The organism is Mycobacterium aquaticum, assembly GCF_002086485.1.
Classification (GTDB): Bacteria; Actinomycetota; Actinomycetes; order Mycobacteriales; family Mycobacteriaceae; genus Mycobacterium; species Mycobacterium aquaticum.
Genome location: NZ_MVHF01000029.1, coordinates 38,319 through 63,344 on the forward strand (window position 1 = coordinate 38,319; position 25,026 = coordinate 63,344).

Sequence of the window (25,026 nt, forward strand, 5' to 3'; positions counted from 1 at the left end):
GATATATGACAGTTCCCAAGGTATACCTTGGTTATGAGTGCAATGACGAGTCCGGCGCCGGTGCAAGTCAGCACCGCCACCGACCTGCGGGAATCGATGATGGCGGTCGCTCGGCAGATGCGCAGGCACCGTCCCGATCACGGTCTGACACTCAGCCAGCTCGAACTGCTCGGCGAGATCAGTCGCACCGGGACCACGACCCCCGCCGAGTTGGGCGCCAGGCTGCAGGTGCGGGTGCAGTCCTTGACCGACGGCATCAACGAACTCGTGAACCGTCAGCTGATCGTCCGCAGGCCCGACGAACAGGACCGCCGACGCCAACTCATCGAGCTGACCGCGCAAGGCGCCGAGCTGCTGCAGGACGACCGAGCCGAGCGCGACGCCTGGCTGCATACCGCGATGCGCGACAACCTCACGGATCTGGAGCTCGGCCTGCTGGCGCTCGTGGCCCCGGTGCTCCGCAAGCTGGCGTACACCGATGCAAAAGCAGGCACACTTGACTCATGACCCAATCGGCGATTTCGGCGGTGGCTCAGACGTGGATCACCCACGACCCCGATCCGGACACCGCGGCGGAGCTGTCCGCGTGTGACCCCGATGAGCTCGCACGGCGGTTCAACAACCCGTTGACGTTCGGCACAGCCGGGCTGCGCGGTCCGGTACGCGGTGGACCCGACGCGATGAACCTGGCGGTGGTACTGCGGACCACCTGGGCGGTGGCGCAGGTGCTCAAAGACCAGCTCGCCCGTGACGGCACCGGATTCACCCCCAGCGAGACGCAGGTCGTGGTGGGCCGCGACGCCCGGCACCGGTCCGATGAGTTCGCCCTCGCGGCCGCGGAAGTCCTTGCCGCCCAGGGCTTTCAGGTGCTCCTCATGCTCGCGGCCGTCCCCACGCCCGTGGTGGCGTTCGCCGTGCGGCACCGCAGCGCCACGGCGGGTATCCAGATCACCGCGTCGCACAACCCGCCTGCGGACAACGGGTACAAGGTGTTCGGCAAAGGCGGCATGCAGATCATCTCCCCCACCGACCGCGAGATCGAGGCTGCCGTCGCCCGCGCACCCCATGCCGACGAGATTCCCCGCGCCACCGTGCAGACCGGAGGCCTCAACGAGATCCGGCACTACCTGGAACGGGTTGCGCACGTGCGCCACACCACCGGATCAGTGCGGGTCGCGCTGACCCCGCTGCACGGAGTGGGCGGCGAATTCGCGCTCGACGCACTGGCAATGGCCGGCTTCGACGATGTCTACGTGGTGGAAAGCCAGTTCGCGCCCGATCCGGACTTCCCCACCGTGGCGTTTCCGAACCCCGAGGAACCCGGGGCCACCGACGCGCTGCTGACGCTGGCCGCCAAGGTGTCGGCCGATGTGGCGATCGCGCTGGATCCCGACGCCGACCGCTGCGCCGTCGGCATTCCCACCGCCGATGGCTGGCGCATGTTGTCCGGCGATGAAACCGGTTGGCTGCTGGGCGATTACATCCTGTCGCAGATCGAGCCAGGCCCGGTCAGCGAGGCCACGGTGGTGGCCAGCACCGTGGTGTCATCACGCATGCTGGCCGAGATCGCCACCGCGCATGGCGCACACCACGCCGAGACTCTGACCGGATTCAAGTGGCTGGCCCGCGCCGGAGGCCCCGGCACCACGCTGGCATACGCATACGAGGAGGCCATCGGGCATTGCGTCGACCCCGCGGCGGTACGGGACAAGGACGGGATCAGCGCCGCGATCCTGTTCTGCGATCTCGTTGTGGCCCTGCGCGATCAGGGCCGCACGGTGCAGGATGCGCTCGACGGCCTGGCCCTGCGACACGGTGTCCACGTGACGGGCGCGGTGTCGCGGCCGGTCGAGGACGCCGAGGCCGCGATGTCACGGCTGCGGACCACCCCGCCTGCCGAACTCGCCGGTTTCCCGGTGAGCGTCGAAGACCTGCTGCAGCGGTCCGGCGAGCAGCGCACCGATGCGCTGATCCTCACCGGCGGTGACGAGCGGACCACGGTGCGAGTTGTCGTGCGACCCTCCGGAACCGAGCCGAAACTGAAGTCCTACACCGAGGTTCGGTGCGCGCCGACGGACGACCTGACCATGGCACGGGCCCGGGCGAGCACGCTCAACGACGAACTCGCCACCGCCGCCGCACTCTTTTGACGCCTCAGCGCGGCCCGAACTGACGGTCCCCCGCGTCACCGAGACCCGGGACGATGTAGGCGATCTCGTTGAGCCCGTCGTCGATGGTCGCGGTGATCAGCCGGATGCCGGGGGCCACTTTCTCCAGTGCCGCAATGCCTTCGGGCGCACATACCACGCACACCGCGGTGATGTCGACGGCGTTGCGTTCTTGCAGCAGGTCAACGGTGTAGGCCATCGACCCTCCGGTGGCCAGCATCGGGTCGAGGACGAAAACCGAGCGGGCACTCAGGTCGTCGGGCAGGGACGCCAGATACGGCGTGGGCTGGTGGGTGGTTTCGTCACGGGCCATGCCGACGAAACCCACCTGGGCCTCCGGGATCAGCGCGTGCGCCTGATCGACCATGCCCAGCCCGGCGCGCAGTACGGGTACCAGCAGCGGCGGATTGGCCAGCCGGGAACCGGTGGTGTCGGTCAACGGCGTGCGGACCGGGATCTGTTCGCACGGGGCGTCGCGGGTGGCTTCGTAGACCAGCATTAGCGTCAGATCCCGTAGGGCCGCACGGAACGCCGCGTTGTCGGTGCGCTCGTCGCGCAGGGTGGTCAGCCGGGCAGCGGCCAGTGGGTGCTCGACGACACGTACGTCCATGCGCCGACCTTAAACGGTCTGCGCCGGATCAGGGACCGCAGTGGCGATGTGCGTCAACTTGTCCGGGCTGAGCACCCACAGCAGCTCGTCGATACCCTCCGCCGACGCCGCCACCGTCAGAAACGCCGCCAGATTGCTGTCCTGCGAAATCAGCGCGGCGGCCTGTCCATTCGCGGTGATCCACGTGACTGTGGAGTTGCGCCAGAACCGGCGCCGGAACGCCAGCACGAACTTCGCGACCCGTTGCCGCCCGACGACGGGAACAGGTGCGGCGTTGCGCATCCCGTTCCCGTCGGTATAGCTGGCCACGTCCGAGGCCAGGAGCTCCTCCAGGTCCGACATGTCGCCGGTCTGCGCTGCGGCCACGAACGCCGTCAGCAACCGCCGCTGTTCGTCGGTGCTGGCCGGCTCGCCGCGCCGGGCGACCAGATGCCTGCGGGCCCGGCTCACCAGCTGACGGGCGTTGACGTCACTCACCGCGATGGTCTCGCCGATCAGTTCGTACGGGTAGTCGAACGCCTCGCGCAGGATGTAGGCCGCGCGCTCGGGCGGCGCGAGTTTCTCCATCAGCATCAGCGTCGCCACCTGCAGAGCCTCGCCGCGTTCGGCGCCCAACGCCGGGTCAGCGCTCGTGTCGACCGGATCGGGAAGCCAAGGCCCGATGTAGGTTTCGCGCCGGACCCGGGCCGACTGCAGCACGTTGACGCACATCCGCGTCACCATCGTGGTCAAGAATGCGGCAGGCTCACGCACCTCGTCGCGTTCGGTGGCCTGCCACCGCACCCAGGCGTCCTGCACTACGTCTTCGGCCTCGGCGACACTGCCCAGCATGCGGTAGGCCAGGCCGAACAGCCTCGGACGGACCTTCGTGAAGACCTCCTCGGCGTCGGCAAGGTCGGTCATGAGACGTAGTCAAACACACCGTCGCCCCCGCCACCGGCGATGCCCTGCACAGGCTGTGACACATCGCACTGTCACAGATCGGCGGACCGCCCGGTCTATCTGAACGACACCGCCCGCAGCACGCAACGAGGAGTAGCAATGCGCCGAACCCGACGCCTGTACGGTCGCGACGCCGAATGCGCGGCACTCGACGAGCTGCTCGCCGACGTCCGCGCAGGCCGCGGCCGGGTGCTGGTGCTGCGCGGTGAGCCCGGCGTCGGCAAAACCGCGCTCTTGACCTATCTGCACACCCGCCGACCCGACGCGCGGGTGCTGCGGGTCACCGGGGTGGAGTCCGACATGGAACTGCCCTACGCCGGTCTGCAGCATCTGTGCGCCCCGCTGCTCGACAGACTCGACAGCCTGCCTCAGCCCCAGCGCGATGCTGTGAGCGTCGCGTTCGGTCTGGCCGCCGGTCCACCGCCCGACGCATTCCTGGTGGGACTCGCGGTGCTGAGCCTGTTTTCGGCGATAGCAGGCACGCAACCGCTGCTCTGCCTCGCCGACGATGCGCAGTGGGTCGACCAGGCCTCGCTGCAGGCACTCGCGTTCGTCGCGCGCCGGCTCACCGCCGAGCCCGTGGGCGTGATCTTCGCGGCCCGGGCCGCCTCCGGGCACGACACCGCGCTGACGGGGCTCCCGGTACTGGCCGTCACCGGGCTGGCCACCGAACACGCCGGGCAGCTCCTCGACTCCGTTGTGCCGGGTCGTCTCGACCGCCGGGTCCGCGACCAGATCGTGGCCGAGACCCGCGGCCTTCCGCTCGCGCTGCTGGAGTCGATCCGCAACCGCACTGCCGCCGAACTCGCCGGAGGATTCGGCGACCCGGGCCGCCCCGGACCGCCGCTGCCGATCGAGCTGACCTACGTACACCGCATCGCGGCGCTACCCCGCTCGACCCGACGGCTTCTGCTGGTCGCCGCCGCGGATCCCGTCGGCGATCCCGTTCTCCTGATGCGGGCGGCGCAGCGGCTCGGTATCCCCCCGAGCGCCCTGGCTCCGGCCGAAAGCGAAGGCCTGATCGAACTGACAGGACGCGTGCTCTTCGATCACCCGCTGGTGCGCTCGGCCGCCTACCGGTCGGCCGACCTGGCCGAGCGGCGCGCGATCCACGGCGTGCTGGCAGAGGTCACCGACCCCGGCGTCGACCCCGACCGGCGCGCCTGGCATGCGGCGTACGCCACCACCGGCCCCGACGACGCCGTCGCAGCCGACCTGGAGGCGGCCGCCGAGCGCGCACAACAGCGCGGTGGAGTGGCGGCTGCCGCCGCACTTCTGCAGCGGGCCTCCGCACTGACCCGCGATCCGGTACGCCGCGGTGCCCGGGCACTGGCGGCAGCGCGCGCCAAGTACGATGCGGCGGCCCTGGGCGAGGCCGAGGATCTGCTCGGCATCGCCGAACTCGGGCCGTTGACCGATCTGGACCGCGCCCGGGCCGCCCGGCTGCGGGCCAGGCTGTTGGTCGCCCGCGGCCACCTCCAGGGTCCTGCGGTCGCCGGACTGATCGACGCTGCACGGCAATTGGAGAACCTCGACGATGCGGCCGCCGCCGAGACCTACCTCGAGGCACTCACCGCGGCCATGCATGCAGGCCGGCTCGGTGAGACCGCCGCGCTGCACGACACCGTACGGTCCGCGCGGGCCCTCCCGACGCCAACGCCCGAACCTACCCATCCGGCGTACCTCCTGGTGAGCGGCATCTCGCGACGGATCGGAACCGACAGCGGCACAGGACATGCCGAGTTGCGTGCGGCGGTGTCCCTGCTGGACACCATGCTGCACGCGGATCGTGGTCACATCCATTGGCCGGGTGCGGCTTTCCCGATCGCTCAGGAATCTGCCGTGCACGAGATCTGGGACGACGAAGCGTGGCATCGGCTCGCCACGCGAGCGGTCCAGCTGGCGCGGGACAGCGCGGCCCTGGCCATCCTGCCCCGGGCCCTCGGCTATCGGGCCGGAGCGCACGTACAGGCAGGCGAATTCGCCGCCGCGGCCATGCTGCTCGAAGAAGCCGATTCGATCAGCGCCGCAACCGGATACCCGTTGCTGACCGACCACTCGCTGATCCTGACCGCCTGGCGTGGTCATCCCACCGACGCCCTCCCGCTGATCCAGGCGACGGCCGAGCGAGCCACGGTACGGGGTGAGGGCCGCCTGCTCGGGTTGACCGCGTATGCCAGGGCTGTCCTGCACAACGGTCTCGGTGTCTACGACCAGGCGTACGCCGCCGCGCGTGAGGCGTGCGAATACCAGGACCTCGGCCTGCTCGGCTGGTCGCTCACCGAGCTCGTCGAATCGGCGTCACGGTGCGGCGAACCCGACGCCGCCAAACGAGCGCTGCGGCAATTGGAGGAAAGCACCCTGCCCAGCGGAACCGATTGGGCGCTGGGCACACTCGCCGGGGCGCGGGCCCTGCTCGGCGACGATCAGCTTGCCGAGGACCTGTACGTCGAAGCTATCGAGCGGCTTGACCGGACGCGCATCGTCGTGCACCAGGCACGGGCCCGGCTGCGTTACGGCGAATGGCTGCGCCGCATGAACCGGCGGCCCGACGCCCGCACCCAGCTCGGCGCCGCCCACGCCATGTTCACGCGCATGGGCGCACAGGCCTTCGCCGAGCGCACGCGCCGCGAGCTGGTGGCCGCGGGCGAGAAGACCCGGAGAGGGCCCGTCGGTGGCGGCGATCGGCTGACCGCACAGGAAGCCCAGATCGCCGGGCTGGCTGCCGCTGGGCTGACCAATCAGGAGATCGGGGCGCAGCTGTTCATCAGCACCCACACCGTGGAGTGGCACCTGCGGAAGGTGTTCGTGAAGCTCAACATCACCTCGCGCAGGCAGCTGCGCGGGACCTCGTGGGCCGATTGAGCATTCTGGGACCACGGACTGTCAAGGGTCCGCCATCCGATGCCGACGGCAAGGCTCTATTTGTATCCGTCCCACCCATTCTGGAGGCTCCCCATGCTGCCGCAGTCCGACGGCCGGCCCAGCACCCCGCCGGAGATGCCCGCGACGTCCACATCCGAGGTGGAGTCGGAAGCAGAGCTGGCGGCCCGCTTCGAGCGCAACGCCATGCAGTACCACGCCGTATTGCTGCGCGGGGCACGGCGGTTGACCCACAGCGAGGCCGACGCGGAAGATCTGCTGCAGGACACGCTGATGAACGCCTATGCGGGATTTCGGCGCTTCGAGCCCGGCACCAACATGCGCGCCTGGTTGTTCCGCATCATGCACAACCGGTGGGTCAGCTTGCATCGCACCAAACAGCGCAGGCCCGACGTGTTCACGGTCGAAGACATCACCGACAGCGATCTGGCCGCCAGCTCCGTGCACTTGTCCGCGGTGCACCGCTCTGCTGAGGACGAGGCCCTCGACATCCTGTCGGACAAGGTGATTCGCGAGGCGCTCAACGATCTGCCCGAGGTGTTCCGTCTCACCGTGTACTACGCCGACATGCAGGGGCTCACCTATGCGCAGACCGCGGCGCTGCTGGGTGTGCCCATGGGCACGGTGATGTCGCGGGTCGCCCGCAGCCGCGAACGGCTGCGGGTCTCGCTGGCAACATTGGGCGAAACGCGCCGCGGCGAACAACGCGTGGCGTGACCGGCAATTGACACGGAACCGAACAACGCCGGCGGGCGTCATAAAGACATGTTCGCCGACACCGCCCTGATCCATGCCCTCGGCAGCGCGTACTCCAGTCACGCCGCCGACCTCACCGCCGCCGCAGCGCTGCTGCGTTGCGCCGACACCCCCGCCTCGGCACTCGGGCCGGTCGGCGCCGACTTCCTGGCTGCGTTGCGCATGGCTCTCGCCGACCACTCGGCCGCCATCACCGCGCTGGGTGCGGGTGTCCGGACCGCCGCGGCGTCCGCCGCCGGGACCGCCGCCGATTTCGACGCCGCGGGCCGGCGGGCCGCCGACCTGCTGCCCTGGGTGTAGCCATGCCGGGCGCCCTCGTCAGCGCATTGGTCGCACCGCTACGCGAGGTGCAGGCGCTGGTCGGTCCGGGCTGGTCGGTTACCGGCGGTCCGGACGCGGTGCTCGCCGAGGTGCGCGACGCACTCAGCGCCGTGGCCGCGGGCTCCCGCCGCTCGTGGGCTGCGGTGGGCGACTGGTCGGGCGCCGCCGCCGACGCCGCCGGACGAGCTGCGACCCTGACCGCCGCGACGGCGGATGCGCTAGCCGACCGCGCGGAAACCCTTGGCGCCGTGGCGCGGCAGGCGGGCTCCGCGGTGCAGTCGGCCGCCGCCCGGCTGCGGGCCATCGTGGCCGGCTTCGACGAACGGGCCGCAGCGCTCGAAGCTCGCCTCGAGGAACCCGGGGCGGCCGAGGCGCTGCTGGCCGAGGCACAACACGCACTACGTGACGCCATCGCCGTCGTCGACGAGTTGCGTGCCCAACTGGACGACCACGCCTCGGCCGTCGGCGCCGGGGGCGGCACAGTGCCCGCAGCGACCGTTCCGGCCGGTCTGGGAATGCCGTCAGGCCTGAGTCCTGGGCCCGGGTTGCCGACGTCGCCGGCGATGTCGGCACCGTCGAGCCCCGGCGCGCTCTCGGGTATGACGGGCCCGTTGGCGGCGCTCGTCGGGCGCCACCGGCCCGGCGATCCGGCCGGCTCGGCACGCGAGAGCGCGGTCGGCGCCCGCGATCCCGGCATGTTCGGGGAAGGGGTGGCGGTGCGGCTGCCCGACGGCAGCACCGCGCGCGCCCCGAACGCGGTGGCGGCCGATGCCGTGCGTAACGCGTTGACGCAGCTGGGGGTGCCGTACCGCTGGGGCGGCACCGCACCCGGCGTCGGCCTGGACTGCAGCGGTCTGACGCAATGGGCGTATCACGAAGCGGGGCTGGACATTCCGCGGCTGGCGCAGGAACAGGATGTCGGCGCCGCGGTGTCCGCGGATGCCCTGCGGCCCGGTGACCTCGCGGTGTGGGACGGCCATGTGGCGATGATCGTCGGTGATTCGACCATGATCGAGGCGGGCGACCCCGTCCAGCTCTCCTCGATCCGCACCACCAACGCCGGGCAGGGTTTCCATGGCTTCTTCCGTCCCACCGCCTGACGTCGCCGCCACGATGGCCCGGGCCCGGGCCTGCCTCACGGCGCTCGAGCGGACCGCTGACGACCTGCGCGCACTGCGCGAGGGCGCCGACGCGGTGAAACGCCGACGGCGGCTGCTCGATGACCTCGCCGCGGAGTTCGGCCGCCAACAGCAGACGACGTGACGGGCCGTGCAGGGTGCGCCGTTAGGCTGTGCCGCATGGCTGCTGACATCGTGCCGGTTCGGCTGGCACTGACCAAGGGCGACCTCTACACCTTGTGGGCTCCGCGGTGGCGGGACGCCGGCGACGAGTGGGAGGCGTTCCTCGGCGACGACGAGGACCTGTTCGCCTTCGAGTCGGTCGCCGACCTGGTCGCCTTCGTGCGCACCAACACCGACAACGACCTCGCGGATCACCCCGCGTGGGAGAAGTTGACCGAGGCGTCGGCGCACAAGCTCGATCCCGCCGAGGACCGGCAGTACGACATCGTCGGGGTACCGGAACTGGTGGCCGAGAAGCCCTCCGAGGAGTCGGTCGCGAGCCTGCACCGGACCTTGGCGATCGTGTCGTCCATCGGCTCGGTGTGCGAACTGGCGGCGATCAGCAAGTTCTTCAACGGCAACCCCGTGCTGGGCACCCTCGGCGGCGGGCTCGACGAATTCACCGGTCGCAGCGGGCGCAAGCGGTGGGCCGACATCGAAGGGGTTATCGACCGCGGCTGGGACGCGGTCCTCGACGCCATCGACGAGATCGTCACCATCCCCGAGGGCATCGACGCCGACGCGGTGAAGAAAGCCGAGGAGGAACTCGAGGAGCCCGCGCCGGAGCCCGAGGAGGACGAAGCGGAGGTCGAGGAGACCGAAGCCGAGGACACCGACGAGGCGGACGAGGCCGAAGAGGTCGAAGAGGCCACCGATGACAGCGCCGTGCTCGGCGGCGACGAGGACTTCTGGGTCAAGGTGGGCATCGACCCCGTGCGGCTCATGACGCGGTCGGGGACGGTGTACACGCTGCGCTGCTACCTCGACGACGAGCCGGTCTTCCTGGGCCGTAACGGCCGAATCAGCGTGTTCAGCTCGGAGCGCGCCCTGGCCCGCTACCTGGCCGACGAGCACGACCACGATCTGGCCGACCTGGCGACCTACGACGACATCCGCACCGCCGCCACCGACGGGTCGCTGCGCGTGGATGTCTCCGATGAGAACGTGTACGTACTCAGCGGCATCTCGGACGACATCGCCGACGGCCCCGACGCGATCGACCACGACCAGCTCGAGCTCGCCGTGGAACTGCTGCGCGACGTCAGCGACTACGCCGAGGACAAGACCGTCGAGGAGACCCTCGCCCCCACCACGCCGCTCGGCAAATTCGTCGGCCACGTGCTCGACCCGGACAAGGTCAAGGCCCCGGCCGCGCCCTACGCCGATGCCGTCGAACAGTGGGAGACCCTCGAGCGCTTCGTGGAGTCGCGGCTTCGGCCCGAGTAGCCGGCGGATCGAGGCCGCCGGCTGCCGATGAATTCTCGGCACCCCGGCGGTCTATCCGCACATGACCTCCACGAGCCGCCTGTCCACCCGCACCGTCACCGTCCCCGGCGCGCGCTTGTACTACGAAGTGCGTGGGGACGGCCCACTCCTGCTGATCCTGGGCGCCCCGATGTCGTCCGCCGAGTTCACACCACTGGCGCACGCACTGGCCGCAGATCACACCGTCGTCACGACTGATCCGCGCGGTATCGCCGCCAGCGTCGTCGACGATCCGACGCAGGACTCCACCCCCGAGCTGCGCGCCGACGACGTCGCGGCCATCCTCGACGATCTCGGCGCGGACGCGGCCGACGTGTTCGGCTCATCCGGCGGCGCGGTGACGGGCCTCGCGTTGGTCGCCCGGCATCCCGACCGGGTGCGCACCCTGGTCGCCCACGAGCCGCCGCTGCTGGAACTGCTGCCCGACGCCGACGCACAACGGGCCGCGACCGACGAGATCGTGGCGACGTTTCACCGCGCCGGGCACCAAGCGGCGTTCGCGCAGTTCATGATCACCGCAGGGTTCGACCTGCCCGACGATGCCCCCACCGGCCCGCCCGGGGAACCGGATCCCAACGAAGAGGCCAACGCGACACACTTCTTCGTCCACGAACTACGACCCACCACGCGGTACCTGCCCGACCTCGAGGCGCTGCGCAACGCGCGGGTCGTGCTCGGGCTTGGCGTGGACTCGGGCCGGCTGCTCACCCACCGCACGACCGTCGCGCTGGCCGAGCTACTGGGCAGCTCCCCGGTCATGTTTCCCGGCGATCACGGCGGATTCCTCACCGAGCCAGGCGATTTCGCGGATGCGCTGCGGCTGGCGCTGGCGTAGCGCAGGTCATCACGAGACCCGCGACACCTTTCCGAGCGATGCGCTGTAGAGCGCGTCGCCGACCAATGTAAAGGTTCCGGCGTCTCTGCCCAACTGCCACAACTGCTGACCGGTCGCCGCGTCGTACGCGGTCGTCGAATCAGACCCCAGACCGCCGGTGACGGTCTGGTTGCCGTCGACCGCCACCAGACCTCTTCCGCCACCGCCCTGCGTATCGCCGACAAGCGCGCCGGTTGAGTCCGTGCACTTCCGTACCCGCACCCGCGGCGCACCAGCGCCCGGCTCGGCAGTCGGGATCACGACGATGCAGAGGTCGCCGATTCCGGACAGGCTGGGGAGGGTGTGCGGCACCAGCGGCACCTGCTGCGACCAGCGGATGTCTCCGGTGGCATCGTCGACTCCGGCGATCTCCCCTTTGTCCTCGCTGTACACGATCGGCAGCGCGACCCCCGACGTCGAATTCTGCACCGACTGCGGCAACGCGTACGAGGTGAGAATCGAGGTGTGCGGCAGGCGATAGTGCGCATCTTGGGGAATGCTCCACGCTTTCTTCCCGGTGAAGGAGTAGAAGTCGATCCGCTGCTTGGGGTACCGGCCCGGCTCGACATCGGCCGAACTGCCCCGCACCGACACCGCAATGCCGCGGCTGGTGGCGATCAGATCGTCGACGGCGCCGATGGAGAACAGATCGTCTCCCGTCTTGGCGTCATAGAACTTGGTGCCCATGGGCGCCTGCGCCGCAACGATGCCCTGGTCCAGCAAGGGCTGGACCACACCCGTCATCGGCTTCGTCCAGAGTTGCTGTCCTGAATCGTCGAACACCGTGATGCCTTTGGTGTTGTCCACATAGGCCAACAGTCCCGAGCCGCTGTAGCCGCTACTGCCGGACTGCCCGGAGACGGTGTTCTTCGTGGTTCCCGTCTTCATGTCGACGATCGCTGCCGCCGTGCCGCCAACACACATCGCCGCGTCACCCGACGTGCCGACCACGCAGTAGACGTAGTCGCCGTTCGACTTCGGCCATGGCTGCTGCCACAACTGCGAGCCGCCGGCCGCGTCGAGTCCGATGATGGAGTCCCCGACCTTGATGATGACGGTCTTGGTATCGCCGCCGAGGACGCTCATGTAATCGCTGGAGTCCCCCGAAGGCGGATAGCTCCACAGTGTGGTGGGCGCGGCACTCAACGAGGGCAGCTTGACCTCGGCCGGAGGACGCGGCGCCTCTGACGCGACCTCGGCCTTGCCTGCGGTGGTGTCGGGGTCGGAGCCCGAGCCTGGCGAGCTGAACTTCCACACCACGACCGAACCGATCACCAGGGCGAGGACCACCACCACCGCGGAGACGACGATTCCGATGACCTTGCCGCGGTGACGGGGGCCGTCGGGCGGCTGCGGCGTGAACTGCGGCGGGTACCCATAGCCCGGCTGCGGCGACTGTCCCCATCCCTGCGTTTGCGGATATGTCGGAAAGCCCGGGGCGGCACCGAAGACCGGTGGCGCTTCCTGGCGGACCTCAGGTGCGTCGAACGGCGATTCGGTGGACCCCGGTGCCCCTGGCTGACCGTCATTGTCGCCCCACGGCGAACTCCCCCACTGGTTCACGTGGGGAGTGTATTTCAGGTTCTCGTCCCGCCCGCACAGGTAGTTGCTGGAGGACAAATCGGCACATTCATGCACGAGCCATCCAAGATCGGCACAAACCGTTGTTTTTACGTATATCTTGTCTCGATCAGTCATTCCTGCTACTTTTCTGGCCTATACCAACATTGTGATGGGGATCTCATCAGGTCCGCAGTGTTACGGCCGGCACCTGCACGACGGGCCCAGAGAGAAATTGGGAGCTTGTGGACGACTCATTGGTCTTCGATAGCGCCATCGAGATGGCAGCAGCGTTGCGACGCCGCGACGTATCCGCACGCGAAGTTCTCGCGGCCCATGTCGACCAGATCGACCGGCACAACGGGGCGGTCAACGCGATCGTGACTCTCGACGTCGAGGGAGCCGAGCAGGCCGCCGCCGAGGCCGACCGGCGGTGCGCGGCAGGTGAACCGCTGGGCCCGCTGCACGGGCTGCCGATCGCGTTCAAGGACACCCACGCCACCGCGGGCCTGCGCACCACGTTCGGTTCTCCGTTGCACGCCAACTGGATCCCCGAGCAGGACGACGAAATCGTGCGACGCATCCAGAGCGCAGGCGCCATCCGGGTCGGCAAGACCAACGTGCCCGAGTTCGCCGCCGGATCCCATTCGTTCAACTCGGTTTTCGGCACGACCCGCAATCCGTACGCCCTGGATCGATCGGCCGGCGGCAGCAGTGGCGGTGCGGCAGCCGCACTGGCGAGCGGCATGCAACCCATCGCCGACGGCAGCGACATGGGCGGCTCGCTGCGCAATCCGGCGTCATTCTGCAACGTCGTCGGTCTGCGGCCGACCACTGGCAGGGTTCCGGACCCCGCGGCGGCGTGGGCGTACCCGAACCTGGCGACGGCCGGCCCCATGGGCCGCACCGTCAACGACGTCGCGCTGCTGCTGTCGGTGATCGCCGGGCCACATCGCGATGACCCGCTGTCGCTCGCCGACGACCCAGCCGGATTCGCCGACGTGAAACCTGCTGAGCTCAAAGGGCTTCGGGTGGCGTGGGCGCCGACCCTCGGCGACCGGATCCCGGTCGAGGCGGAGGTGCTGGCTCCGCTGGAAACCGCTGCCAAGGTGTTCACCGAGCTCGGCGCGTACGTCGAGCCTGCGTGTCCCGACCTCGACGGCGCCGACGCGACATTCCGTACCTTGCGCGCCGTCGAGTTCGACACGCTGTGGGGTGAGCAGCTCGATGCCACGCCGGAGGCGTTCAAGCCCGACCTGGCGTGGAACATTCGGGAAGGCCGGGCCAGAACTGCGGGTGACATCGGCCGGGCGCTGGCCGAACTGACCCGGCTGCAGCGCGCCGCCAACACCTTCTTCGACACCTACGACGTGTTGATCGCCCCGGTCAGCCAGGTCGCTCCATTCGATGCCGAAGAGCTCTGGCCGACCGAGGTCGCGGGCGTGCAGCAGCACAACTATCTCGACTGGATGGCCGCGGCCTACCTGATCACCGTCCTCGGCGTGCCTGCCATCTCGGTCCCCGCCGGTTTCACCCCCGGCGGGCTGCCCGTCGGGCTGCAGATCGTCACCCGCGCTCGTGGCGAACAGGCGCTGCTCGGCGTCGCCGCCGCATTCGAAGCCGCGACCGAACACGGCACGCGGCGTCCCGCCCTCATTTCGGAGAACCGCTCATGACATCGCCTGTCCTGGAAAGCCCGCGGCGCCTCGCCATCGCGGCCGTTCCGATCCTCGGCTTCCTGTCCACGCCCTTTCTGCCCTTCGTCAACGGCCCGCACCTCTGGTTCGGCGTTCCGTCGGTCCTGGTCTGGACCGCGATCTGGGTGATCGGCACCGTCGTCGCGCTGCGCACCGTCGAGGCCTCCTACCGGCGAGACGGCGGCGACGCGCTCGATGCGGCCGAGGCCGCCGACACTGCGGGAGAAGCCCGATGAACGCGCTCACGGTCTACATCGTGATCGGCCTGTTCGCCATCGGCGCGATCGGCGTCGCGGGCAGCCGGGCCAGGAAACTCGACGAGTGGACCGTCAGCGGCCGCAGCTTCCGCCGGTGGCGGTCGTGGTTCCTGCAGGCCGGCGAATCGCTGACCACGTTCAGCTTTCTCGGGCTGTCCGGGATCGCGTTCGGCGGCGGCGTCAGTGCCACGTTCGCCTTGGCGTACCTGTCGATCTCGGCGATCGGCATGTACTTCGTCGCGCCTCGGCTGTGGCGACTCGGCAAGGGCCGCGGCTATCTGACCATGGCCGACTTCTTCGTCGACCGGTTCGACAGCGTTCCGCTGGGCAAGGTGGTCGCGGTGGTCGGCGCGATCTTCCTGCTGCCCTACCTCGAACTGCAGATCACCGGGCTCGGCCTGATCGTCGAGCTGGCCACCGGCAGCGCGTCCAGCCGCGGGCTGTCCATGGTCATCGCCAGCGTGCTGGTCATCGTGTTCGTCGTCTGGGCCGGCATCCGCGGGATCTCGCGGGTGGCTGTGGTCAAGGACGCGCTCATGGTGATCGCGCTGCTCATCGTGGTGGGCGGTGTCGGGTTCGGCATCGCGGGTATCCCCGAGGTCTTCTCCCGGGTGCAGGGTGCCCAGCCGGAGCTGCTGACCCTGTCGGCGCCCGGGTACGACACCACGTTCTTCGTCACGGCGGTCGTCGTGACCTCGATCGGCGCGGGGCTCAACGTCTTTCCGCACCTCTGGCCCCCGGTGCTGGCCGCGCGCAGCGGTGAGATCCTGCGCAGCAACTACACCTGGCTCGCGTTCTATCAGCTGTTGCTGTTCGCGCCGATCATCGTCGGGCTGGGCGCCACCCTGATCCTGCCTGCCGACACCACCGGGAACCACGTCCTGCTCGACACCGCGACGCACACCCTGCCCGACTGGCTGGTGGCGGTCATCGCCATCGGCGGCGCCTCGGCAGCGATGGTTCCGGCGGCCGCGATCGTCATGGGCATCTCAAGCCTGGTGTCGCGCAACCTGATCACCGGTGGTTCCGAGAAGACCCGGATGCGGGTCAACACGGCCGTCGTCGCGGCGGCCATCATCCTGGCGCTGGGCTTCGGGCTCGGTGGCGCCAGCATCTCCAGCCTGCTGTTGCTCACCTACGGCGGGTTGACCCAGCTCGCCCCGGCGATCCTGGTCGCGCTGCGAGGACGAGTTACTGTCGGCGCCGTCCCGGTCCTGATCGGCATCGTCATCGGAGTATTGGTCGTCAGTTGGATCACCTTCTTCGAGATTCCGATCGGCAGTTGGGATTCCGGCTTCATCGCGCTGGGCCCCAACATCGTGGCGGTGATCGTCGCCGAGGCGATCCGACGCCGGATGCCCCGCGCTGCGATGAAACAGGAAGTACCGGTTGCGCGGTGAATACTGAGCCGGTGCCGGAACCACTCGACCCACTCGCCCGACGGATCACCGAGGCCCTCCAGGTCAACGGCAGGGCGTCATGGCGGCGGATCGCGCAGGTGCTCGACGAGCCGGTCCGCACCGTCGCCCGCCGCGGTGCCGCACTCCTGGAGGACGGCACGGTACAGGTCGTCGGCCTGACGGCATTGGCGCCGACGCACCTGCTGCGGCTGCGGTGCCGGCCGGACAGCGTGCATGCCGTGGCGCGCACCCTGGCATCGTGGACCCAAACGGTGTTCGTCTACGTCCTGGCCGAATCCGCCGAAGTGATCGCCGAGGTGACGGCGGACTTCGACGCGCTGCCCGCACTGCTCGGTACCGAATTGGACGGCGTGCTGACCCACCGGTTGACCCCGGTGCTGCAGTACTTCCGGACCGTCGCCGAATGGCGCGCCGGTGTGCTCAGCCCCGCCGAGGTCGCCGAGCTCGAATTGCCCGATGTCCCACCGGAACAGACCCGGACCGGCCTGCAGGTCGACGACGTCGACCACGCCATCATCGATGCGCTCGTTACCGACGGGCGCACCCCGTTCGAGACGATCGCGACACTGGCCGGGTTCTCCGAGGCCACTGCCCGCCGGCGCATCGATCAACTGATCCAGCGCGGCGTGGTTCGTATCCGCGCCGTCGTCGGTCCTGCCCTGCTGGGGCTGCCCGTCGAAGCCCTGCTGTGGATCCGGTGCGCACCCCAGCACGCCGAGCACATCGGAACCGCGCTCGCCCGTTCGCCTCTCGTGCGCTACGCGGCCATGGTGATGGGCGAGTATCCGGTGGTCGTCGACGTGACCGCCCGCGACACCGCCCAGCTACGCGACTTTCTCGTCAACGGCCCCTGGGAATCTCGCGTCGAGTCGGTGCACGCGACCTTGCTGATACAGACCTACAAGCGTGGCGGTGTGGCGACCGCGGTCCCGAAATGAAAGGCCCTCAATGCTTCTGACATCTCTCGCCGCGGGCCCCGATGCCGCCGCGGCGGTCACCATTGGTGAGCAGGCCCTGTCGCGCGCCGAATTGCTCGATGCGGCAACGGCTCTCGCGGCAGCACTGCCGGACGAGCATCCCGTTGCGGTCTACGCCGAGCCCACCCTGGACACCGTCGTCGCCGTGACCGCGTGCCTGCTGGCCGGTGTGCCCGTGGTGCCGATCCCGCCCGACTCCGGCAGCGCCGAACTGCGCCACATCCTCTCCGACGCCGCCGTCGGGTGCTGGGCCGGACCGGCCCACCCGGAATCCGACCTGCAAGCGATACCGACCCAAGGGCATACGGGCGGCGGCGCGCTGTCCACCCCGTCCGACGACGCCACCGCGATGATCCTCTACACGTCGGGAACCACCGGGGCTCCCAAGGGCGTCAACCTGAGCCACCGGGCGTTGGCTGCCGGTATCGACGCCCTCGCCGATGCCTGGCAGTGGAGTGCCGACGACACCGTGGTGCACGGGCTGCCGCTGTTCCACCTGCACGGGCTGGTGCTGGGCGTGCTGGGCTCACTGCGGATCGGCTCGCGCGTCGTGCACACCGTCAAACCGCGTCCCGAGCGCTACGCCGCGGCGCCCGGGACCATGTACTTCGGGGTGCCGACCGTATGGTCGCGCATCGCCGCCGAGGAGGAATCCGCCCGGGCGCTGCGTGGCGCCCGGCTGCTGGTCTCGGGCAGCGCACCGCTGCCCACACCCGTTTTTCACCGCATCACCGAACTCACCGGACACGCCCCGATCGAGCGCTACGGCATGAGCGAAACCATGATCACGCTGAGCACCCGCGCGGTCGGCGAACGCAGGCCCGGATCGGTCGGCCAACCCGTACTGGGTGTGCAGACCCGGCTGCGGACCGAGGACGGACAGGGGGTGCCCGACGACGGCGAGAGCATCGGCCGCCTTCAGGTACGCGGCCCAATGCTGTTCGACGGCTATCTCAACCGGCCCGAGGCGACGGCCGAATCATGGACCGACGACGGCTGGTTCATCACCGGCGACGTCGCGACCCGCGATATGCAGGGCTTCCACCGGATCGTCGGCCGGGAGTCCGTCGACCTGATCAAGTCCGGCGGCTACCGCGTCGGCGCAGGTGAGGTGGAAACCGCGCTGCTGGCTCACCCCGCGGTCCGCGAGGTCGCCGTTGTGGGACAGGCCGACGCCGACCTCGGGCAGCGGATCGTGGCCTACGTGGTCACCGACGACACCGACCGGGCCCAGCTCGGCGGCCGTCTGATCGAGTTCGTGACCGAAACCCTCTCGCACCACAAACGCCCGCGCGATGTCGTCTTCCTCGATGAATTGCCAAGGAATGCAATGGGAAAGGTGCAGAAGAAACTCCTTGGCAGCTGAGGGTCAGCCCACCAGCACGGCGTAGCGTGGCTTGATCACCTCGTCGATGATGGCCAGCCGCTCGTCGAACGGGATGAACGCGGACTTCATCGCGTTGATGGTGAAGCGTTCCAGGTCGCTCCAGCCGTAGCCGAAGGCCTCGACCAGACGTGTCATCTCGTGGGTCATGGTGGTGTCGCTCATCAACCGGTTGTCGGTGTTGACGGTGACCCGGAACCGTAGCCGGGCCAGCCGGTCGAACGGATGCTCGGCGATGGACGGAGCGGCTCCGGTCTGCACATTGCTGCTCGGGCACATCTCCAGCGGAATGCGCTTGTCCCGCAGGATCGCTGCCAGCCGCCCGAGCTTCTGGGTGCCGTCCTCCAGCTCGGTGATGTCGTCGACGATGCGCACGCCGTGACCCAGCCGGTCGGCACCGCAGAACGCGATGGCCTCATGGATGGACGGCAGCCCGAACGCCTCACCGGCGTGAATCGTGAAGCGGGCGTTGTTGCTTCGCATGTACTCGAACGCGTCGAGGTGCCGTGACGGCGGATAGCCGGCCTCGGCCCCGGCGATGTCGAAGCCCACCACGCCCTTGTCGCGGAACCGGATGGCCAGTTCGGCGATCTCGCGGGACCGGGCCGCGTGCCGCATCGCGGTGACCAGGCAGCGCACGGTGATGGTGCGCCCCTCGGCCGCGGCTGCCTTCTCGCCGTCGGCGAACCCTGCCAGCACCGCGTCGACCACCGCATCCAGGGACAGCCCGCGGTCGATGTGCAGTTCGGGTGCGAACCGGATCTCGGCATACACCACGTTGTCGTCGGCAAGATCCTCGACGCACTCAAGGGCGACCCGGTGCAGCGCCTCGGGTGTCTGCATGACGCCGACGGTGTGGGCGAAGGGCTCCAGGTATCGCACCAGCGAGCCGCTGTGCGCGGCGGTGCGGAAGAACGTCGCCAGCTCGTCGACTTCGGTCGCGGGCAGATCGTCGTAGCCGAACTGACCGGCAAGATCGAGCACGGTGCCCGGGCGCAGGCCACCGTCGAGGTGATCATGCAGCAGGGCTTTGGGGGCGTGGCGGATCATGTCGAAGGTCAGCGGGGTACTCATCCCCCCATCATCCGCGACCGCGGCGGAACTGCGCAGACGAAACCACCCCGTTGCTGATGACGATCAGCCCAATACCGACCCACTCGTGGACATCCAGCGGTTGACGCAGGAGCAGCCACCCCGCCAGTGCCGCCCAGATCGGATTGATGCTCGTGAACGTGCCGAAGACGTACGCCGGTACCCGACGCAGCGCGAGCAGGTCGGCGACGTAGGGCACGATCGACGACATCAGCCCGCATGCGACGGCGAGTGCGATCGCGGTGGCGGTGGGTGCGTGGAAGGTAAACCACACCACCGCGATCGGAATCCAGGCTGCCGCGGCAACAAGGCTGGTCACCGCGGTGCCGTGCAGTCCTGGCAGCCGCTGCCCCAGAGTGCGGTTGAGCAGGATGTAACACCCCCATGCCGTCGCTGCGAGCAGACCCAACGTGATGCCGATGACGTCAGTGCTCGGTCCGGGATCGGTGAGGACCACCACGCCGATTCCCGCCAGCATCGCGCCCCCGATATCCATGGCGCGCCGCGAACTGGCGACCGCGACGGTCAGCGGTCCGAGGAATTCCAGCGTGACGGCCAGACCGAGCCCGATGCGCTCGATCGCGGCGTACAGACAGAGGTTCATCACACCGAGGACCACCACGAGGGCGAGAATCGGCCGCCACTGGTCCGCACGCAGGCCCCGCAGGCGGGGACGCACCACGGGCACCAGGACCAGCGCCGTGACGAGCTGCCGAACGGCGACCACACCGATCGGACCGATCGCCCCGAACGCCGAGGCGCCCAGCGCGGCACCGACCTGATTCGATGCCGAACTCGCAACCATCAACGCGAAGCCTGCGCCGCGCCCACGCGAAGTCGCCGGGGCGGCCGGCGAGCTGCCTGGGCGCTCGGTGGTGTCGAGGGTGTTCATGCGGTCACGGTAAGGACCGGCAGTGCCATAAACCTAGTGCATGTTTTGCAGCTGCCATACGCTCATGTTATGGATTGGAGTCTGCGGGAACTGCGGTTCTTCGTGACCGCCGCCGACGCCGGGTCGTTCACCGACGCCGCCGCGCAGCTGTTCGTCTCACAGGCTGCGGTCTCGCGCACCATCGCCGCACTGGAGAAGACCGTCGGGAACCGGCTGCTTCGCCGGGTGCCACGCGGCTGCGAACTCACCAGCACCGGGCAACAACTGCTGCCACACGCCAGGCGCGTGCTCGCCGAGGCCGACAAGTTCACCGAGTTCGTCACATCGCGCCACGGCGTGCTGCGCCTCGGGTACGCGTGGGCGGCACTCGGACGCCATACCGCACGGCTGCAACGCGAATGGGCCGTGCATCACGACTCCCTCGAACTCGAACTGGTGCGCCACGATTCGCCAACCGCGGGCCTGTCCGAGGGCCTGTGCGATGTCGCGATCGTGCGGCGACCCGGCGACGACAAACGATTCGACTCGGTCGTGGTCGGTCTGGAACGGCGCCTGGCCGCCTTCGCCTCCGACGATCCGCAGTGGTCACGGCGGCGCCAGCTGAGCATGGCCGAGATCGCCGAACGCACGGTGATCATCGATCCCCGGGTCGGTACCACCAGCAGCCGGTTGTGGAGCGGCGCCGAGCATCAACCACCGCGGTTCATAGAGTCCACCAACATCGACAGCTGGCTGGACGCCATCGCGGCGGGCCGCGGCGTGGGCACGACGGCCGAGGCAACCGCACACCACCATCCCCGGCCAGGCGTCACCTACCGGCCGATCAAAGACGGGCCGCGCATCGCCGTCCGGCTGGTGTGGCGACACCACGATCGCCCGGAAGGGCTCGATGATCTCGTCGACGCGATCACCCGGCTCTACGCGTCGTGAGCTTTCGCGTGTTCACCGTTCCGGTTGCCGGAGCATGAGCTCGATGGGAGGCGAGCCCAGCGGAGTGATCCGCTGCAGGGTGACGAAACCGTGCCGCCGGTACAGCCGCGCGTTGTCCGGGCTGGACGCTTCGAGATACGCCGGAAGCTCCTCGGCGTCACAGCGTCTCGTCACGTCGGCCAGCAGCGCGCTGCCGACCCCTTGGCCCTGCGCGGCGGTGACGACTCCGATGTAGGGCAGGTAGTAGTGCGCGAAGCGGGGGTGAGCCCGTTCGACCGCCGTGAGCGCGCCGAGCGCGTGTCCGAGGCGACGGCCGAAGATCCGCGCGTAGTCGACCGCATGCCGGGCCTCCACCGCAATCGGTGTGCGCCAATGACCGGGCGGCAGGACCAGTGCGGCTCCGAGCGGCCCTGACGACCCCCGTGCCGCAATGCTTCCTGGATGGCGCAGCACCACGTCACGAGCGGCGATCGTGAAATAGCGCTCCAGAGCGTCGGCCCGGCGAGCCGGGTCCGGTAGCAGCCAACCGAATACCGGATCGGAGTAGAACGCCTCCGCCAGAACACGGGCCGGCTCAGGCCAGTCGGCGCGCCTGACAGCGTCGATCCGGCGCTCCGGCTGCGTCGCGGTCATGCCGCGTCATCCAAACCGAGAGCGCGCCACAACCGGGCGTAGCCGCCAGTCAGCAGTCCGAGATCCTCGCACAGCCGGCGCACCCGGCGGATCGATGCGATGGTCTCTGCCCGCTGCTCGCGATTGCCCCGGTACGCATCGCGCAGCACACGCGCCGGGATGCCATGCTCCCGCGCGAGTTGCCGGGATGGCCGCAACATCATGCGCGCCATGACGGCGAGGATGACCGGAGCGCCAATGGCCAACCGCGCCTTGGCGAATCGGCCGAGCGAAGGAACCCGGGTGCGCAGGTACGACTGGGCGAACGACAAGTGCCGAGCCTCCTCGACCACGTGGATGTACATGACGCGTTCCAGCAGCGGATGCAATTCGCGTTCACTGCGCAGCACCTTGCGCTGCACGTAGTCGATGGGCTCCTCACCGCCGAGGACGAACACGAAGAACAGCGGCGGGAACCGTCGCCCCAACGTCGAGATGAACCGTCCGCCAAGGCTTGTCAGCCTCCCCAGGCCACGGGCCTGGAAGCCGGTGCGGTTGACGAATTCCTGGAACATCAAGGAGTGCTGCGCTTCTTCGATCACTTCGTGGTAGGCATACCGGAATTCCGGTGACCCGCTGGGCAGCGTGTCGGCGAAATCGAGCAACCCGCGCTTGAGTACGCGCTCGAAGTCCAGCCCGGTCTTCATCATGGTGGCGACGCGATCAAGCCCGATGCGGGCCCGGGTCTCTTGCGGCAGCGCCTGATACCAGGTCGTGGACGCAAGTGGGTCGTCCGCGGGCAGCTCCCACCGCGGATCGGTCGGATCGATCGCCAACTCGGTTGCATCCCAGTCGATGTCACCATAGGCATCGAAGTGATGGGTCACCGACAGGTGGCTGAGCCGGGCCAGCAGCCGGTGATAGCGTTCCCGCGGTATGTCGCTGAGATCCTCGTGGGTGGGCAGTACTGCGGCAGAGCTCATGGTCTACTCCTCAGTTCTCGGCGGACGGCGGGGATTGCAGGGCGGCAAGGCTCGCGCGAACCATGCCCTTGAACGCCTCGATGACAGACGCTGAGTCGAACGGGTCGTAACCGGGGATCATGTTGGAGAACGCCAACCCCGTCAGCAGCGAGAACACCATCTGCAGACCCACACGCGCGATGTCGTCGTTCGATGCGGATCCGAGGAAGTAGTCGGTGTACATCTGCTGGGCGGTGACCAGGAATTCGCGGTCCACCGCCGCAAGAGGTTCGATCAGTTCCGGCTCGGTACGCGCGGCCACCCACAGTTCGACGAAGACCGTGAATGTCGGCCCGCTACACATCGACCACAACAGATCCAGTGAGCTGTCGAGCGGGTCCGCACCCAGATCTGTCGCGGCCATGGCTTGCCGATATTCGTGCGTCCGGCGGTCGAACGCGTGCCCGATCGCCGCGGTCAACAGGTCGGACTTCGTCGGAAAGTGGTGCAGCAGAGCACCCATCGACACTCCGGCCCGATGCGTGACGGCGGTTGTGGTGGTGGCCTTGTAGCCGGATTCGGCCAGCAGATCCAGTGTCGCGTCGAGCAGCGCGGCCCTGGTTTCGGCGGTGCGTTCCGCCTGCGTGCGGCGGGTTCGGGTGCGGATGCCCATTGTGCGGCTCCCTCGATGAGGACAAGACCGAGCCTGGCACACTTAAAAGAAACAGTCAATGTTTACGGTAAGTTGCCCGAGGTTCCCCGGCCGGCGGCATCGAGTCCAATCCGCGGCTAACCGATCCGATCGATGATCAGCGGGCGAAGCGCAGGCGCGACATCGCCGACGCACCAGGCGTCGTCGAGTTCGGCCAGCGCAGCGGGCAGCCGCTCGGCGGTGTCGGTGTAGAGCGTGAAAACGGGGTCACCTGCCGCTACCGGCTCGCCCGGCGTGCGGTGAATCCGGACCCCGGCACCCGACTGCACGGGGTCACCCGGGTGGGCACGGCCGGCGCCCAGCCGCCAGGCGGCCATCGCGACACCCATGGCGTCGATATCGCCCATCACACCACCGCGGGACGCGGTGACGGTCTCCGAACAGGCGCCGACGGGCAACGGCTGGGACAGGTCGCCACCCTGCGCGGACACCAGATCCCGGAACCGGTCCATGGCCGAGCCGTCCCGCAGCGTCTCGGCCGGGTCGACACCGTCGATGCCGACGGCGGCGAGCATCTCCGCCGCCAGCGCCACCGTCAGCTCGACCACCTCGGGCGGCCCGCCACCGGCCAGCACTTCCAGCGATTCGGCCACCTCTACCGCGTTGCCGACAGTGCGCCCCAACGGGCGGTCCATGTCGGTCAGCAGGGCCCGCGTCGGAACCCCGTAGGCGTTGCCGAGATCCACCATGGTGCGGGCAAGCTCGCGCGATTCGGACTCGACCTTGAGGAACGCGCCGCGCCCCACCTTGACGTCGAGGACCAGCGCTTCGGCCCCCTCGGCGAGCTTCTTGCTCATCACCGAGCTGGCGATGAGCGGCAGTGATTCGGTGGTGGCGGTGACGTCGCGCAGCGCATAGATCTTGCGGTCGGCAGGCGCCAGGTCCCCGGCCGCGAAAATTGCCGCGCCGACATCGCAAAGCTGTTGACGGATACGGTCTTTGGACAGCTCGGCAGTGAATCCGGGAATCGCCTCCAGCTTGTCGAGCGTGCCGCCGGTGTGCCCGAGACCGCGTCCGGCGGCCTGCGGCACACTGCCACCGCAGGCCAGCACGACGGGGACGAGCGGGATGGTGATCTTGTCGCCGACCCCGCCGGTGGAGTGCTTGTCCACCAGTGCCAGCGGCTTGCCGGCCCGACGCAGATCGGTGAAGTCGAACCGCTCGCCCGACGCCACCATCGCCGCGGTCCATCGAGCGATCTCCGCAGGCGTCATGCCACGCAGGAAGATCGCCATCAGCAGCGCCGACATCTGCTCGTCGGCAACCCGGCCATGCGTGTACCCGGCTATGACCCAGTCGATGGCCGCGTCGGACAGCACACCGCCGTCGCGTTTTGTTCGGATGATGGTGGGGGCGTCGATGGCGCAAAT

24 protein-coding genes are annotated in these 25,026 nt (G+C 68.9%); 15 read left to right on the forward strand and 9 right to left on the reverse strand.

Going from position 1 to position 25,026, the window contains the following annotated elements; all coding sequences use genetic code 11:
* Nucleotides 1-42: 42 nt before the first annotated feature.
* Nucleotides 43-507 (forward strand): MarR family winged helix-turn-helix transcriptional regulator, encoded by a 465-nt coding sequence (locus tag BST13_RS24425; RefSeq protein ID WP_083166581.1) that lies wholly within the window; start codon nucleotides 43-45, stop codon nucleotides 505-507.
* Nucleotides 504-2,150, forward strand: coding sequence for a phospho-sugar mutase (locus BST13_RS24430; RefSeq protein WP_083166582.1), 1,647 nt, complete (start codon nucleotides 504-506; stop codon nucleotides 2,148-2,150). The genes BST13_RS24425 and BST13_RS24430 overlap by 4 nt, the downstream gene beginning before the upstream one ends.
* 4 nt (nucleotides 2,151-2,154) lie before the next feature.
* Here BST13_RS24430 and upp read toward each other — a convergent pair whose 3' ends face one another.
* Complete coding sequence (gene upp, locus BST13_RS24435) at nucleotides 2,155-2,778, reverse strand: uracil phosphoribosyltransferase (protein ID WP_083166583.1); 624 nt, start codon at nucleotides 2,776-2,778, stop codon at nucleotides 2,155-2,157.
* A 9-nt stretch (nucleotides 2,779-2,787) separates the two neighbouring features.
* Nucleotides 2,788-3,681 (reverse strand): RNA polymerase sigma-70 factor, encoded by an 894-nt coding sequence (locus tag BST13_RS24440; protein ID WP_083166584.1) that lies wholly within the window; start codon nucleotides 3,679-3,681, stop codon nucleotides 2,788-2,790.
* Between the two features lie 138 nt (nucleotides 3,682-3,819).
* On the opposite strand from BST13_RS24440, the gene BST13_RS24445 reads away from it, so the two are divergent.
* The 7 genes from BST13_RS24445 to BST13_RS24470 all read left to right on the forward strand — a co-directional run bounded on the left by BST13_RS24445 (nucleotide 3,820) and on the right by BST13_RS24470 (nucleotide 11,121).
* Nucleotides 3,820-6,585: an ATP-binding protein gene (locus tag BST13_RS24445; RefSeq protein WP_083166585.1), complete on the forward strand. Its 2,766-nt coding sequence runs from the start codon at nucleotides 3,820-3,822 to the stop codon at nucleotides 6,583-6,585.
* A gap of 93 nt (nucleotides 6,586-6,678) precedes the next feature.
* Complete coding sequence (locus BST13_RS24450; protein WP_281254765.1) at nucleotides 6,679-7,320, forward strand: sigma-70 family RNA polymerase sigma factor; 642 nt, start codon at nucleotides 6,679-6,681, stop codon at nucleotides 7,318-7,320.
* A gap of 48 nt (nucleotides 7,321-7,368) precedes the next feature.
* A complete protein-coding gene (locus tag BST13_RS24455; protein ID WP_083166586.1) occupies nucleotides 7,369-7,659 on the forward strand; it encodes a hypothetical protein in 291 nt (96 codons plus the stop codon).
* A gap of 2 nt (nucleotides 7,660-7,661) precedes the next feature.
* Complete coding sequence (locus tag BST13_RS24460; RefSeq protein WP_083166587.1) at nucleotides 7,662-8,780, forward strand: C40 family peptidase; 1,119 nt, start codon at nucleotides 7,662-7,664, stop codon at nucleotides 8,778-8,780.
* The gene (locus tag BST13_RS38760) at nucleotides 8,755-8,943 is read left to right on the forward strand and encodes a hypothetical protein (protein ID WP_142282831.1); all 189 of its coding nucleotides are present in this window, start codon (nucleotides 8,755-8,757) and stop codon (nucleotides 8,941-8,943) included. Before BST13_RS24460 ends, BST13_RS38760 begins: the two co-directional genes overlap by 26 nt.
* A gap of 35 nt (nucleotides 8,944-8,978) precedes the next feature.
* Complete coding sequence (satS, locus tag BST13_RS24465; protein ID WP_083166588.1) at nucleotides 8,979-10,247, forward strand: protein export chaperone SatS; 1,269 nt, start codon at nucleotides 8,979-8,981, stop codon at nucleotides 10,245-10,247.
* A gap of 61 nt (nucleotides 10,248-10,308) precedes the next feature.
* The gene (locus BST13_RS24470) at nucleotides 10,309-11,121 is read left to right on the forward strand and encodes an alpha/beta fold hydrolase (protein ID WP_083166589.1); all 813 of its coding nucleotides are present in this window, start codon (nucleotides 10,309-10,311) and stop codon (nucleotides 11,119-11,121) included.
* A gap of 9 nt (nucleotides 11,122-11,130) precedes the next feature.
* On the opposite strand, the gene BST13_RS24475 is transcribed toward BST13_RS24470, so the two are convergent.
* Nucleotides 11,131-12,723, reverse strand: coding sequence for an outer membrane protein assembly factor BamB family protein (locus BST13_RS24475; RefSeq protein ID WP_158087190.1), 1,593 nt, complete (start codon nucleotides 12,721-12,723; stop codon nucleotides 11,131-11,133).
* A gap of 242 nt (nucleotides 12,724-12,965) precedes the next feature.
* Between BST13_RS24475 and BST13_RS24480 the strand changes: the two genes are divergently transcribed.
* Genes BST13_RS24480 through BST13_RS24500 form a run of 5 tightly spaced genes read left to right on the forward strand, consistent with a single transcriptional unit; the run spans nucleotide 12,966 to nucleotide 18,438 of the window.
* Nucleotides 12,966-14,396, forward strand: a complete 1,431-nt coding sequence (locus BST13_RS24480) for an amidase (RefSeq protein ID WP_245839790.1) — start codon at nucleotides 12,966-12,968, stop codon at nucleotides 14,394-14,396.
* The gene (locus BST13_RS24485; RefSeq protein ID WP_083166591.1) at nucleotides 14,393-14,653 is read left to right on the forward strand and encodes a hypothetical protein; all 261 of its coding nucleotides are present in this window, start codon (nucleotides 14,393-14,395) and stop codon (nucleotides 14,651-14,653) included. Before BST13_RS24480 ends, BST13_RS24485 begins: the two co-directional genes overlap by 4 nt.
* Entirely contained in the window at nucleotides 14,650-16,074 is a 1,425-nt protein-coding gene (locus tag BST13_RS24490) for a sodium:solute symporter family protein (RefSeq protein ID WP_083166592.1), read from the forward strand. Before BST13_RS24485 ends, BST13_RS24490 begins: the two co-directional genes overlap by 4 nt.
* An 11-nt stretch (nucleotides 16,075-16,085) precedes the next feature.
* Entirely contained in the window at nucleotides 16,086-17,033 is a 948-nt protein-coding gene (locus tag BST13_RS24495) for an Lrp/AsnC family transcriptional regulator (RefSeq protein WP_211296174.1), read from the forward strand.
* A gap of 10 nt (nucleotides 17,034-17,043) precedes the next feature.
* The gene (locus BST13_RS24500) at nucleotides 17,044-18,438 is read left to right on the forward strand and encodes an acyl-CoA synthetase (protein ID WP_083166594.1); all 1,395 of its coding nucleotides are present in this window, start codon (nucleotides 17,044-17,046) and stop codon (nucleotides 18,436-18,438) included.
* 3 nt (nucleotides 18,439-18,441) lie between these two features.
* Here BST13_RS24500 and BST13_RS24505 read toward each other — a convergent pair whose 3' ends face one another.
* Both BST13_RS24505 and BST13_RS24510 read right to left on the reverse strand, forming a co-directional pair.
* Nucleotides 18,442-19,530, reverse strand: a complete 1,089-nt coding sequence (locus tag BST13_RS24505; protein WP_083166595.1) for an adenosine deaminase — start codon at nucleotides 19,528-19,530, stop codon at nucleotides 18,442-18,444.
* 7 nt (nucleotides 19,531-19,537) lie between these two features.
* Entirely contained in the window at nucleotides 19,538-20,440 is a 903-nt protein-coding gene (locus BST13_RS24510; protein WP_083166596.1) for an EamA family transporter, read from the reverse strand.
* A 69-nt stretch (nucleotides 20,441-20,509) separates the two neighbouring features.
* On the opposite strand from BST13_RS24510, the gene BST13_RS24515 reads away from it, so the two are divergent.
* Nucleotides 20,510-21,370 carry a LysR family transcriptional regulator gene (locus tag BST13_RS24515; protein WP_083166597.1) on the forward strand — a complete coding sequence of 287 codons (861 nt, stop codon included), beginning with the start codon at nucleotides 20,510-20,512 and terminating at the stop codon, nucleotides 21,368-21,370.
* A 12-nt stretch (nucleotides 21,371-21,382) separates the two neighbouring features.
* On the opposite strand, the gene BST13_RS24520 is transcribed toward BST13_RS24515, so the two are convergent.
* The 4 genes from BST13_RS24520 to BST13_RS24535 all read right to left on the reverse strand — a co-directional run bounded on the left by BST13_RS24520 (nucleotide 21,383) and on the right by BST13_RS24535 (nucleotide 25,026).
* A complete protein-coding gene (locus BST13_RS24520) occupies nucleotides 21,383-22,003 on the reverse strand; it encodes a GNAT family N-acetyltransferase (protein WP_083166598.1) in 621 nt (206 codons plus the stop codon).
* Nucleotides 22,000-22,965, reverse strand: a complete 966-nt coding sequence (locus tag BST13_RS24525; protein ID WP_211296175.1) for an AurF N-oxygenase family protein — start codon at nucleotides 22,963-22,965, stop codon at nucleotides 22,000-22,002. The genes BST13_RS24520 and BST13_RS24525 overlap by 4 nt, the downstream gene beginning before the upstream one ends.
* Nucleotides 22,966-22,975: 10 nt before the next feature.
* Complete coding sequence (locus BST13_RS24530) at nucleotides 22,976-23,617, reverse strand: TetR/AcrR family transcriptional regulator (protein WP_083166599.1); 642 nt, start codon at nucleotides 23,615-23,617, stop codon at nucleotides 22,976-22,978.
* Between the two features lie 116 nt (nucleotides 23,618-23,733).
* The gene (locus BST13_RS24535) at nucleotides 23,734-25,026 is read right to left on the reverse strand and encodes a thymidine phosphorylase (RefSeq protein ID WP_170064327.1); all 1,293 of its coding nucleotides are present in this window, start codon (nucleotides 25,024-25,026) and stop codon (nucleotides 23,734-23,736) included.